Genomic DNA, 12,169 nt, shown 5'->3' with positions numbered 1-12,169 from the left:
CATACCGCATAGAGTTTGCTATTCTCGCGGACGCCTCTACGGCGAAATATCAACGAGTAACCAGACAAAGAAATCCATGGCAACCAAAGCGAAAGCTGTCGTAAAGACCCCGGCCAAGCCTGCCGCCAAGAAGGCAGCAGCACCTGCCCCGAAGGCGGCCGCGCCGGCAAAGAAAGCCGCAGCGGCTGCGCCGGTAGCGAAGCCGCTGAAGGAAACCTTCACCAAGGCGAGCTTGCTGGCCCACCTGGTCGCCCAGACCGAGCTGGACGCCAAGACCGTCAAGACCGTGCTGGCCCACCTGGAAAACACGGTCCTGAGCGCGGTGCACAAAAAGGGCGCGGGCGAGTTCACGCTGCCCGGCCTGCTCAAGGTCACCGCCCTGCAAGTGGCGGCCACGAAGAAGCGCTTCGGCAGGAATCCGTTCACGGGCGAAGATCAATGGTTCGCAGCCAAGCCGGCGACCGTGAAGGTCAAGGTTCGCCCGCTGAAGAAGCTCAAGGACGCTGCGCTCTGAGCCATCGTGCCGCCGGATATACCCTTCAGGGCATCCCGGCGGCGCACAACAATCAGACGTCTTGCAACCCACGGCCGCGAGACACGTGCTTTCCCCCGACTTCGACTGCCAAATCGCTGCGGAACCCGCTATCATTGGAACGTCGCGACAGCGGCAGGAAACAAACAGTACACCGACCCGTTGACAGATCAACCGGTCAACGCACCCCGCCAGCATTGTCCATGGAGCGTCTGCCCATTCAAATTGGCATCGGCATGCGCCTCTCTTCGCGCTCATCTCCTTTTTAACGCCGAGATTTCGGCAGAGGGAGAAAACGTTGAACACCGCAATCGAAGCTCAACCCGCCGCGCGGGTAGCGGGCCATAACCCGATCTTCCGCCTGGAAGAGTTCGCGTCTGGCCGCTACGATGTCTACTCCGCGATCAATGGCTTGCGCGCCGGCTCGCTCATTGGCGGAAACGGTCAATGGTGCGCCGAGCAGGGCAGCAAGCCTCTGGGATATTTTGGGACCAAGGACGATGCCGCCATGGCGCTGATCCAGGCCCGGGGCTTTCCGTCCCAAACGCTCTTCGAGCAGATGCGTGCCTTCGTCGAAGGTCCGCTGAAGCCGCTGCAGCACTACCAGGACGACTTCTACAAGCACGATCGGGCCTATCTGGATGAGTGGCAGAATGCCACTGACATGCTCTGGTTTGTGACCGCCACGGCGACGCATCTCGTCATGCTCGACCTGGACGAAATCACAAAGCGTGAGGGTAACGCCGTGCTGGAGGCCAGGGATCCGGCCATCACCGGCCATCCGCTGCACATCCATCACCTGGACGTTGGGACCGGCAAAATGCGCCCGTGCACACCGGAGAAGGCGCTCGCACTCATTAACAACCAAGCGCAGACCTACCGATTTGTCTCGGGCACCATCAAGAAGAACGGCGAGACCTTTGCGCGCGTGACGCTCACGGTGGAGCGCCGACCGGCACAAAGCCCGATCGCCAACATCGCAATGGCGGTAGCGCGCGAGCCTTCCCAGAAGGAAATCGCAGTGCTACGCCGCTTTGCCGCGTATGCGGCTGTCCGCCACTTTGGCACCCTGTTCGCCGCCGTCGGTCATGTCCGAATCGCCGACGCCGAACGTGCCTACTTTGACTCGGCGAGGCCCGCGCCGAAGTCGTAACCCCGTTCCGCCCTGGCCTGCGCCAGGGTGGAACCCCTGCTTGTCCGTCCGGAATCCTTTCGCAAGGCAACCGCCTTGGGACAGGGTATCCCCTGCGCTTCTTTCAACTGCGTCGTATGACGCAAAGGAGCAAAAGATGGACCTCAGCAATTCCCGGCTTGGCGACAGCCAGCCGCTCGACAACCTCCAAACCGCAAGCCTGCGCATCTGCCTCACCAGCGACCCGCGCATCACCCATCTGGAAGACACCCAGATTACCGGTGCCGTCGTTCTCTACGGCCGCCTGGCCAAGCAAGTTTGGGCTTCGCAAGCGGCACGCCCGTTTGCCGACCCAGCCACTCCGTTCATCCGACTGCAATAGAAGCCAAAGGGATGAACGATGCCAGTCGAACAGCGTGCTGTAGCTGCGGTCACTGAGGTCGTGCCACCACAAGCGGCGTGTCCCACTTCAGTCTGAAAAGCACGCTATACGCCAATGGCGTACACTTCGTCAATGACCGACACCGAAATTGAAGCACGCGACGCCAAGCGTGATCTGGCTGCAGAGCTACTGCAATCTGTTCGCGAAATAACCGCAGGTGAAAGCACGGCGGTAGGGCAGTTCGCCGTGCCCGAGGCTGCCGAAGCGCGCCACCGAACTGGGCTGTCACAAGCCCGATTTGCGCAACTGCCTGGCGTGTCCAAACGCACGTTGCAGGGATGGGAGCAAGGGCGACGGAAACCCACTGGCGCAGCGAGCACCTTGCTCAAGGTGGCCAAAGTGCATCCCGAGGTCCTACGCGAACTCGATACGCCCACGGCAGCATAGCGGAGCTCATCCGCGATCGACGATAGGCTCCCGCTTCCGCGCCTGGCCTTATGTCGACTGCAGCGACCTCTGCTGTACCAAGCCACGCCCTACCCGGGCGTGGCTCTTTTCTTTGGTTCAAAGCCGCATTGTGGGCAGTTTGGAGTCAAGCTGATATCCCGCCGCGGAATGCTGAACGACGGCCGAGTTCGACCCTAAACCGCAGTTCGGGCTCGCGCCACCGTAACGACTGCTTCTAACGGGCAACCGCCGATCGCCCCGTAAAGTTGGTCGGTAAGTCACTTTCCGCGCGGGTTATGTGGCGATAGTCAGGATTTGTCCAAGCCGGTAGCACCCTGGAGCCCTTACTGCGCGTCCGTTATTGCCTGATAGAGTGCCGGGTTCACCCGCTGCAGATCCAACTGTTGCACAGCCTCCTCTGGCGAAGCAGCAAGGCTCTGGCAAATCACGGCAGCATTTACGTTTTGTCGTGCGGCTGCATCTTCGGTGTTCAACCGGATGGTCTGCTCCAGGCTCGGTCCCATCTGCTTGTAGCAGCATGTCTTCAAGCGCATCCGCCGAATACGGTCCTCTGGCATTAATCACACGGCTTTTCGCATAGAAAGCTGCGTTGTGTTGCCTGAACGCTTCGACGAAAACTGTGATGTCGACCCCTTGCGACTTGCAGTAATCTGGCCGGGACCGAACATTGACGAGGTAGTATCCGAGAAACTGCCCAGCCGCCGCGTCCGCTTTCTGCGCGCCAGATTTCACGGCCAGGTCAGCCTGACTCTGCGACGCCGCGGCCTCACGGGCGGCTTCGCCACGCGGCATCTCAGGATGCTGCTTGGCAGCCTGGTCCTGAAGCGCGCGCATCGACGCAGTCGCATTCGCTGTCCCCTGGGCTAAAGCTTCCCCGTCGGCGGTATGCTGCCTGTATGCTTTGACTGCAACGAACGCTACGGCGAAGCTAATCAACCAGACAATCTGCCGTTTCCACGACGATTTTTTGGGTGGACTGTTGGTGTTGTTCAATGCCACGTTGGTCTCCCTTAATTGGCGCCCGTATAATTACGGAAACGGATTCTGGCCCGGACCCGCCTTCAATGACTGTTCTGTCAGTCGCCGCACAGCAGCGGCCAGCCGTTCTCCGCGCGCCAAATCTGCTCCCCTAGTCGAAGCAGCATGTCGTCGCACGAAATCTCGCTGCGAAATCTACTCATTGTCACGAAGAAGAATTGCCATTCGTAGCCTGCCAGCTCTTGGTACTTCGACAACGCGAGCCCGCCCGTACCCGGGTCCGGAAAAGTGTGCTCACGAGCGCGCGATAGCAGGCTAGATGCCATACCTGAATAGACGTTGGCGATGTTCCAGTACGGAGCAAGGTCGGGTTGATAGCGCAATGCTCGCGCAGCAATGTTGAGGTTCTTAACCGGGACAACTTCACCGCTCCTCTTCTTGCTATAGGTGGCGCTCCACAACGTCTGTCGTTGCAGCACGTCGAGTGGCGTCGTCGTTCGAATGAAATACCACCCTTTTCTGTCCGGAATTCCAGCCTTGCTGGCCCACTCCTTGTCGCTTAGATCGATGTTTGCGCAACTGCAAATTCGCTGTAGGTATGCAGCCAGCTCTTTCATTGCGAATCCATTTGTTTGTCTGGTCAATACAATACACGCGTTCGCGCGTGCCTTGGACGCTATACCTGAAGGCAGCACGTGCTGTGATAACTATCGAGAAAACATCATGTACGGATACTTCAAAAAGCGCATCACGGAGCCGTGCGCCCGCAATTAAACACAACGTCTTAAATAATGCAGCATAGTCGTCGTAGTACCTCGTTTGGTCTCTTCCATTGCTAGAAGCAGGCGTCGACTGCCGAGAGAACTTCTACGAGGGTGGCGAAGTACCGGTTATGTAACCCCAGGCGCCGTGTCAGTTTCCATACGCGTTCGATAGGCGCCAGTTGCGGGCTGTATGGTGGCAGGAACAACAACGTCATGTGCCGCCTGTATTTGTGCAGTAACGGTTTGAGCAGAACGGCATGGTGGTACTTGGCGTTGTCCAGGACCACGACGATGCGCTTGCCGCGACGTCGATGGCGCAGTAGTTGGCGAAGAAAGGATGCAAACGTTTCTGCGTTGAAGACAGGGCATACCTGCCAGACGAAGCGACCCGTGCTCAGACTGACGGCGCCAAAACATGCCACCGACTTTCGCGTCGGCGCATGCATCAACACCGGATCGCGGATTTCCGGGGCCACCCACATGCGACAGCGCGATCCGTGTTGCTGGAAATGGCATTCGTCCAGGCTTCCGAGTAGACGAGGAGGTTTCCCCCCTCGCCCCTCACAGACCCGGACGAGCCCAATTAAGGCATCCGGTTCCTCATCGTACAGATTCGCTCATAGAGGCATGTAACGATGGACGATCCGAGACCGCGGCAAAGGGAACCGTTCCAGGATCCCCTTGAACGCAGCCCATGGCAGAGGGCTTTTGTTCGACCGTCGCGATAACCACTTGCGCCAGATACGCTCGACCTTGAACTTCATGGTCGCCAGGCGCTCCGAATTACCGCTGATGCCAAAGTATGCATAGTGCCCCTTCAGCATTCGGCAAAGGCGTTGGTGCTGATCCCGCACCGGCCAGGTCCGCATAGCGCGGCATTGCCGGTTGATCGCCTTGAGCGTACGCGCAACGCGATCTGTTGCGGTCAGCTGTCGCACTACCGCCTTGCCCTTCGCCGAGGTCACCCACACGTGGGTGAACCCGAGGAACTTGAAGGTCGTGGCCAACGCTCCCTGTTGATCATCATGACCAGGCTTGGGCCGGAAGCGGAAATCAATCATCTGGGTTTTGTCCGGGTGTAATTCCAACCCGTATTTACCCAGTCGCTTCCCCAGCACCTGCAAGACGCGCTCCGCATCATCCCTGTACGCAAATAACACGACAAAGTCATCAGCGAAACGCACCAGGGTGCTTGGACCACGAAGGCGCGGCTGAGCGCGAAGGCGCACGGCCGCTTCTGGCCGAACTGAGCCGTCGGATCGTTCCCTGAACTATACCGTCTCCGCCGCCACCGCTCCCCCATCCCGCAAGCCGCCGTAAAACAAAAAAGCCGCCCCCCCAACATGGGGAGCGGCTGATTGCTGTGGGCGAGGCCCCGGGGACTGCTAACGGGTTACGCGCATGGCGCCGCCGCTGGACACGAGCATCACCCGATCGCCAGGGGCAAACGGTTGATCGGCGTCCTGCGTGACGGCGACAAGTCGCCCCAGATCCGTGCGAACGACAATCTCATAGCCCTGCCGGCTGGGGTTCGACGCGCGTTCAGCAACCTGCTGCGCAACGATACCCGCAACCGGGGCGGCGATGGCCGCGGCGACATACCTGCCACGGCCACCACCGATGGCCTGCGAGCCAACGACGGAACCCACGATCGCACCGGCAATGCCGGCAAGACCCGAGAACGCGCCGTAGCCCGGCGTCACACTACCCTGGATGATGACAGCACGTACCCGTACGACCGACGCGTGCTCGACCTGGCCGCCGTGCAACGCCTCCATGCCTCGGTAGACATTGGAGGACGTGTGCTCGACGGTGCAGCCGGTCAGCATGGCGATTGCGGCAAGGGTTGCAAATATCTTTTTCATGGTTTCACCTTTCTTGAGGCGGGCGAAGCCATGCCATCGGGCATGGACATTCGCCCGATGGGTCTTGAGGGAACACGCCACAGAAAGTGGCGCGGGTTACTGCATTGCTGTGTTCAAACTGCGGTTGCCTGCGCCGCACTGGTGCGGCTGCGCGGCGACTTGCGCTGCTTGCTGCTTTCCTTTTTGCTCGGGCGCGGAACTGGGTCAACGTACCCAAATCTCGCCCAGGCCGCCGGGTCCAGCGCCAGCGGATTGGTCCGGCCGGTCGCCAGGTTGACGAACACCCCCGAATACGGGAGTGCGCCGGTGCGATAGAACGTCCACAGCAGGTTGAAGGCTTGAACACCAATCGCCTGGTTGATGACCAATGACTGCTTGCGCAGTGCGTCGGCCATCGAGCAAGACGGCGCGGTGTCTTCCTTGTCGCCAGCCGGGTCGACCAGATCCGGGAACAGGTCCCCAACGTGGGGCAGGCGCCCCGGGTGAGGTTGCCTGATTTCCCCCAGGATGACCTGGCCACGATCCGTTTCGTTGCCGCAGTCGAGGTAATAGGCTCCCCCGCCCTGGCCGCTCGCCGACAGAATCGATTTTCGCGCAGCACGGGTATCGACGCACCCGATCACCAGATCGGCGTGCACTGCCTCGGCGGCGTCCAGTTTGCGGGGTACCGCGACCCATCGTGTGCCCATGAGGACATTGAGCCGGTTGACCAGCAACAGCGCCTTGTAGCCGCCAACGTCCGCCGGGTAGAAACCCTGGCGGCCGACATTGGTTTCGCTCACGGTGTCGTCGTCGTAGACGGTGCAGTCAATGCCACCGGGATGGCCGAGCTCGAGCATGGCATGGTGCAGTCGCGCCAGGTTCGGCAGCAGGACGCTGCCCGTGCCGCCGGCACCGACCACGACCACCTTCCACGCCCCACTAATCATGCACGGCGGAATCCTATGTTGTAGCAAAGTCATTGGCTTCTCCAACGGCATCCAACCAGGACACCGGAATGTTGCGTGAACGCTCGAAGATCCCCTTCGCGCAGAGTCGCAAGGCGACATCCATGCTTCGGGTATGACAGCGGCCAAGCACAACCGCGAACTTCACGTCAAAGCGATCGTCTTGGTCATCGGTCGTTGAGAAACCGGCGGCGAAACGCCCGTGCGAGTGGGAATCGGCCACCAGGACTTCGCCGTCGGGGAGTTGCGGTCGGTCGTAGCGGAGGCTGGCGCTGTCATGCGACAGCACGACCACCGGCACCAAGCGAAACACCTTGGTCCCGGGGTTCCAGACAATCCACCCACCAGTTTCATTGGGACACGCCGCTCTCGCCTGCTCGGCAAAGGCGCCGATCAGCTCTGGCGGAACTCGGCCGCACAGCAGTTCGGTCACCTCCTCGACAACCCCATAGGGGATGGCCGTTGAGACGGCGTAGCTGCTGATGCGGCGGATGAGCCGGATCCAGGGCCGAAAGATCTCGATGAATACGCCGTTGCTCGCGACAAGCAAGCGCTCGCCTGCTGTTGTCATCCCCGCGACGGGCTCCCTCGTCGGGACCATGACGGTCGGGAAGGAGCGTTGCAATGTGGAATCGAAAGGGTTCATGGTGATGTGAGCTCGTTGGCGATCAGATCGCCGAGAGTGTGTTTGAAGGGAACGAGGACGTCCTTTGGGTATGCCTTCCCGAACGCGCCGTCCAGCATGTCTTTCCAGAACGCAAACACGCCGCGCTTGTAGGCAACCCGTTTGCCGCCGTGGTTGGGGTGCGTGAAGGCCGAGTTGAAAAATGCAGCCTCCCAGCCACGAATCGCGCTCACGCCGATCCTCGCAGGGACCTTTGCGGACCCGACGCAGATCTCTCCAGCGTCCCAGGTGTTGAAGTAGGGAGGTTCGTAGAGCTTCGTCTTCGGCGTCGGCCTGCCTTCGTCCCGCAGGGCGAACACGCGGAATCCGTCGACAGCGGCCTGAAACACAAGCCCGGGGTGCGGCACGATGCTGCTGCGATTGCCAAGCTCCTTGCACTGGAAGAACACGCGACGCATGCACGGCGGGCACCACCAGGTCACTGCATGCGCTCCAATGGACAACACGGTCGCAGGCAGAAACTCCGCCTGTGGGATCGCGTTCTCGGCGAGAGATTGCAGGCACTGCACGAGGCCGAACCGGTCAAGTGGCACACCCGCGCCGATCGTAGGCCTGTCACCCTTGGGGGCGGCCAGGATCGGGTGGATGGTTCCGTACGAAATGCGTCCGTCCTGTTGGCTGTAGAGAAGCACGGCATTGGTGAGACTGATCTCCACGCCGGCAGATCCCATTGCGATTTTTGTCATAGTGGATCCGAAATTGTGAGGTGGCCAAGCACCCGATCGATGCTGGCCAGCGTTTGAAGGGCAAGTTGCCAATCGGCGTACTGGCGGCGGATGGCCGACGCATTTTGGGCAATCGGGATGAAGCCCATATGCATCGTCGCTTCGCCGCCTTCCCAGTCGAACGTGTAGATGTCGTCGAAAAGTTGCTGGATCCGGTCGTCGTTCTGCCAGACCAGTGCCGCCGCGGAGTACACCGGGTTGCCCCGATAGGCGTAGTCGAAGAGGTTCCGTTCGCGGCCGCGGCGAACCAGGTCGCGCAGCCGGATTAGCTCCCGGCACAATCGCCCTACACCTCGCCGACAGGTCAGCATTTCCAGTGTTGCAACGTCGAGTCCAAAACTCCTACGGGATGGGCGTCGGCCCGCTCCTTTCGTCGCTAGGCAAAGGGCTGCTGGCCGCAGCTCTTCCCGCACCACCGACGGCAGATAGTTCTGCAGCGTCTCGCTGTCCCCGCCATGGCATTCGGTGAGGTGCTCCAGCGCGTCGTCATCGGAAGCCATCTCGTCACCATCCCAGTGAAAATGGGAAAAGTGATGGAGCAGCTCGCTCGGGGTCCGTATCCATGTGGTCTGCCATGACGCCGCTTGAACGAGACGCACGGCGGTGGCCAACAGTTGCGGGTGCGCGCGCGTGAACTTCTCGGCACGCGCGTGCAGTTCGAAGATCCCTTCACCATCACTGCTGACCGCGAGGTAAAGCGGGGCGTCGCCAGTAAAGGACTCTGCCTCGTACTGATGCGAAATCTCCGACCGGACGGTATCCGCGTCCATCATGGAGAACGTCAGATTGAGGTACCTGAACGGCCGATGCTGCCGGCCGAACCATTTGAAGAGCGCCTGCGCGTAGGCATCGGCGATCCCGCTGGGTGCCTTGATGTCCCGCGCCCGAAGCGGCGCGGTATCAAACTGCGCGCGCGCCAGCGCCGCCACGGCTTCGGGGGTATGGAAACGTACCTGGCCCCTGACCGCGACGTCGGCCGAGACTTCCGGCAGCGTCAGAAAACCATGGGCAGGTCGATCTGCGGCAGCGGCAAGCCGCTGAAATTGCGGGATTGCGGCGACGCCTCCATCGACACCGCCACTAGTTTGCCGAGGGCTGAGCAGCATGCTTGCATCTCCTTCGATTGTAAAAAAACCGCCCTCTCGGGCGGCTGATCGAATGCTCTGTCGGGATCCGCCAGGGCTTTCATCAAGTCCCGATGGCGCATGGCTACCCCTTGGCACCCGCAGCGCGGACGAAGGTGTAAGTTGCCGTCTCCCCCTTGTGCTCGGGGCCGTCCACCTTGGCGGTGGTCAGCTCCGGGTACTGCGCCGAGTACAGGTCCCGCACATCATCGGGACTGAACGCAGGACCGGGATCGACGAACGTCATGCCGTTGTAGAGGAACTCGCGCACAAGGCGCGTCACTTCGATGGCCATGGTGTGCCTCCTATTGGTCGTCGAGCAATGCGGCGAGGTCCGTCCCCTTGGACTCCGGAGGATGTCCGTCGCTGGCGGGAGCTGCAGTTGGCGGGGCTTCCGCCTCGGTAGTGCCATCGGCGGACTCTTCGTCATCTTCGCCTTCACTCTCCTCATTCGGAAGCTGCGGCTTGGACTTCGATTTGCCAGCGTTGGCGATCGCCTTCGAGGCCCTCTGCGTTTGCGCGGTCTTGGCGGCATCGAGCACGGCGGTTGTCGCCTCTACCTGCTCGCTGAGCGAGCGGCGCGACGTCGTGTACCCGGCAAGCGCGTCGAGGAAGCCGGCATCCAGCTCCGCCGGCGTGGCCGTCAGGACCAGCGGCAGGCTCAGACCCGACTCAGCGCCACCCTTGACGGCTGGCGCAACGAAGACCGTCATCTGTTCGCCCTTGAGGGCGAGCGTCAGGACAAGCTTCTCACACGACCCAAGCAGGGTTGCAAGTTGTTGGAACATGGAATTTTCCTTTCTCAGAATTGGGGGAATGCGGTGCCTTAAAACAGCAGCACGCGCGGTACCTTGCCTTCGTACTCGAACTTCTCCACCTTCAGGAGGGCTTCGATCAGCTCGGGCTTCGGCTTGTTGAAGACTTTCGCGGTGCTATCGCCGAGCGCGGCCAGCAGGCCGATCTCGTTGGCAACGACCTTCATCTCCGACTTCGTCAGCAGGTCCAGGAAGTCCTTGGATAGCTTCCAGTACCGACGCAGATCGAGCTTCTGGTATTTGCAAAGACGCACCAGCGATGGCACATCCAGCCCCTCAATGGCCGCGACAGTGAGCGCGACGGTCAGGTTTTGCCGTTGCACCTCGGTGAGAGCGGCCGCGGTGTCGAGCGCCTTGTCGAGATCCGTGGCACTGCACGTTTCGTCGGGAACGATGCGCTCGTACAACTTGCGCAACAGCGTCCCCTCGATAGTCCGCGCCTGTCCCGCCAGCGCGATGGCAAGCAGGTACTGGTTTGCCACCGCAGGATCGGATGCAGCCTCGCGCCGCAGAAACTTGCGCCACAAGGCAACGCGGTAGTTCTTCACCTTGTCGGTCTCGCTGACGGCCGTGACTGGCTTCTCCATCGGCGTCGCGCCAGCGGCAGTGCCGGCGCCAGATGCCGCCGCTGCCGTTCCCGTCTTACCGCCCTTCTTCGATGCCGGCGGAGGAACCGCCGCGGCTTTCTCGGCTGCGATCCGCGCGGCTACCTTGCGCGAGTTGCAGGCCGTGTCGAAGCATTGACCCCGGTAAATCTTGCCCATCGAGTCCGGCAGGCCGCTGACGGCAGCACCGAAATTCTGGCAGGCATGGCAGGCCTTGGCCTGCTCCTCACCAACCCCGGTTGCCCCGCCAACGACCAGTTGGATCCGGGTGAACTTGTCGCCTGTCCGCACGATCCGAACCGCCGGAAATTCATCCTTGAGGCCTTGCTCGATCGTAGCCAGCTGCGCCTCGCTCTTGGTGTTGAAGCACGTGCGATTCGTGCAGTTACCGGTGGCGATGGATTCGCCGAACATCTCCGTCTGCAGCGCAGAATTGTGCGGGCACGTTGCACACTCCGTCTGGTCGAAAATGGCGCTCGCCAGGCTGCAGGACACTGTCTCAATCGCCTTCTTCAACTCGGCAACCGTCTTCGACTCGGAGACGATGACAGGCAGGAACTTGTCCTGCTTGTCCTTGGCAAGGGCGGCGAGCAGCTCGGCGTGACCCAGCTGGATCTTGCGCTCATTGAGGGCATTGAGCACCTCATTGCTACAGTTCATGAGTGCCAGGCGTTTGTCGAGCAGCGCGCGGGACCAGCCGAATATGCGCGCGGCCTCCTCCCGGTCGCCTTTGAGTTTGCCGACCATCCTGGCGGCAGCGACCGCCTCTTCAGACGGCGCCATGTCGTCGCGGGCGACGTTTTCAATGATCGCCATCGCCTCAGCCGTCTCATCATCGACATCCTTGACCATGATCGGCATGTTGTATTCCATGCCATAGACTTCCATGGCGGCGCGATAGCGCCGCTCGCCGGCAATGATTTCGTAGTACCCGTCTTCCACTGGCCGGATGACAATCGGCTGCATAACGCCGCCCGCGGCACGAATGCCAGCGACGAGTTCCGCCATCGTTTTCGGATCGAAATGCCGGCGTGGGTTGTAGCGCCCCGGCCGTATGCGACTCATCGGCAGGGTCGGGGATGCGAGGCTTTCTGGTGTCTCCTGGGGGACAGGAGTGACTTCGGGTATTGCAGGAACTTGCATGTTG

Annotated in this window: 16 protein-coding genes; 4 read left to right on the top strand and 12 right to left on the bottom strand. The window is 61.1% G+C overall.

Annotated elements, in window-relative coordinates; translation table 11 throughout:
* The first annotated feature begins 76 nt into the window (after positions 1-76).
* The 4 genes from AC1Q7Q_RS21975 to AC1Q7Q_RS21960 all read left to right on the top strand — a co-directional run bounded on the left by AC1Q7Q_RS21975 (position 77) and on the right by AC1Q7Q_RS21960 (position 2,493).
* Positions 77-514 carry an HU family DNA-binding protein gene (locus AC1Q7Q_RS21975; RefSeq protein WP_492371050.1) on the top strand — a complete coding sequence of 146 codons (438 nt, stop codon included), beginning with the start codon at positions 77-79 and terminating at the stop codon, positions 512-514.
* A 316-nt stretch (positions 515-830) separates the two neighbouring features.
* The gene (locus tag AC1Q7Q_RS21970; RefSeq protein ID WP_492371049.1) at positions 831-1,685 is read left to right on the top strand and encodes a hypothetical protein; all 855 of its coding nucleotides are present in this window, start codon (positions 831-833) and stop codon (positions 1,683-1,685) included.
* Positions 1,686-1,821: 136 nt separating this feature from the next.
* Entirely contained in the window at positions 1,822-2,046 is a 225-nt protein-coding gene (locus AC1Q7Q_RS21965) for a hypothetical protein (RefSeq protein ID WP_253933089.1), read from the top strand.
* A gap of 132 nt (positions 2,047-2,178) precedes the next feature.
* Positions 2,179-2,493, top strand: a complete 315-nt coding sequence (locus tag AC1Q7Q_RS21960) for a helix-turn-helix domain-containing protein (protein WP_492371048.1) — start codon at positions 2,179-2,181, stop codon at positions 2,491-2,493.
* A gap of 294 nt (positions 2,494-2,787) precedes the next feature.
* Here the strand turns inward: AC1Q7Q_RS21960 and AC1Q7Q_RS21955 are convergent, their stop codons facing one another.
* From AC1Q7Q_RS21955 to AC1Q7Q_RS21900, 12 genes are all read right to left on the bottom strand, one after another.
* Complete coding sequence (locus tag AC1Q7Q_RS21955) at positions 2,788-3,513, bottom strand: hypothetical protein (protein ID WP_492371047.1); 726 nt, start codon at positions 3,511-3,513, stop codon at positions 2,788-2,790.
* Positions 3,514-3,590: 77 nt separating this feature from the next.
* Complete coding sequence (locus tag AC1Q7Q_RS21950) at positions 3,591-4,109, bottom strand: hypothetical protein (RefSeq protein WP_492371046.1); 519 nt, start codon at positions 4,107-4,109, stop codon at positions 3,591-3,593.
* 218 nt (positions 4,110-4,327) lie between these two features.
* Positions 4,328-4,780, bottom strand: coding sequence for an IS630 family transposase (locus tag AC1Q7Q_RS21945; protein ID WP_349609845.1), 453 nt, complete (start codon positions 4,778-4,780; stop codon positions 4,328-4,330).
* Positions 4,781-4,873: 93 nt separating this feature from the next.
* Entirely contained in the window at positions 4,874-5,440 is a 567-nt protein-coding gene (locus AC1Q7Q_RS21940) for a reverse transcriptase domain-containing protein (protein ID WP_492371045.1), read from the bottom strand.
* A gap of 201 nt (positions 5,441-5,641) precedes the next feature.
* Positions 5,642-6,121 carry an outer membrane lipoprotein gene (locus AC1Q7Q_RS21935; RefSeq protein ID WP_492371044.1) on the bottom strand — a complete coding sequence of 160 codons (480 nt, stop codon included), beginning with the start codon at positions 6,119-6,121 and terminating at the stop codon, positions 5,642-5,644.
* 113 nt (positions 6,122-6,234) lie between these two features.
* Complete coding sequence (locus tag AC1Q7Q_RS21930) at positions 6,235-7,083, bottom strand: PRTRC system ThiF family protein (protein ID WP_492371043.1); 849 nt, start codon at positions 7,081-7,083, stop codon at positions 6,235-6,237.
* Positions 7,064-7,714 carry a PRTRC system protein A gene (locus tag AC1Q7Q_RS21925; protein ID WP_492371042.1) on the bottom strand — a complete coding sequence of 217 codons (651 nt, stop codon included), beginning with the start codon at positions 7,712-7,714 and terminating at the stop codon, positions 7,064-7,066. Before AC1Q7Q_RS21925 ends, AC1Q7Q_RS21930 begins: the two co-directional genes overlap by 20 nt.
* Entirely contained in the window at positions 7,711-8,439 is a 729-nt protein-coding gene (locus AC1Q7Q_RS21920) for a PRTRC system protein B (RefSeq protein ID WP_492371041.1), read from the bottom strand. The genes AC1Q7Q_RS21925 and AC1Q7Q_RS21920 overlap by 4 nt, the downstream gene beginning before the upstream one ends.
* A complete protein-coding gene (locus tag AC1Q7Q_RS21915) occupies positions 8,436-9,584 on the bottom strand; it encodes a PRTRC system protein F (protein ID WP_492371040.1) in 1,149 nt (382 codons plus the stop codon). The genes AC1Q7Q_RS21920 and AC1Q7Q_RS21915 overlap by 4 nt, the downstream gene beginning before the upstream one ends.
* A 103-nt stretch (positions 9,585-9,687) precedes the next feature.
* Positions 9,688-9,897 carry a PRTRC system protein C gene (locus AC1Q7Q_RS21910; RefSeq protein WP_253932986.1) on the bottom strand — a complete coding sequence of 70 codons (210 nt, stop codon included), beginning with the start codon at positions 9,895-9,897 and terminating at the stop codon, positions 9,688-9,690.
* A 10-nt stretch (positions 9,898-9,907) separates the two neighbouring features.
* The gene (locus tag AC1Q7Q_RS21905; RefSeq protein ID WP_492371039.1) at positions 9,908-10,390 is read right to left on the bottom strand and encodes a PRTRC system protein E; all 483 of its coding nucleotides are present in this window, start codon (positions 10,388-10,390) and stop codon (positions 9,908-9,910) included.
* Positions 10,391-10,428: 38 nt separating this feature from the next.
* Positions 10,429-12,165 (bottom strand): PRTRC system ParB family protein, encoded by a 1,737-nt coding sequence (locus tag AC1Q7Q_RS21900; RefSeq protein WP_492371038.1) that lies wholly within the window; start codon positions 12,163-12,165, stop codon positions 10,429-10,431.
* Between the last annotated feature and the right edge of the window lie 4 nt (positions 12,166-12,169).

The organism is Cupriavidus sp. GW823-FHT07A04, assembly GCF_058794615.1.
The sequence above is the reverse complement of the archived record's forward strand: the minus strand, read 5'-3'. Positions and strand labels throughout refer to the sequence as shown.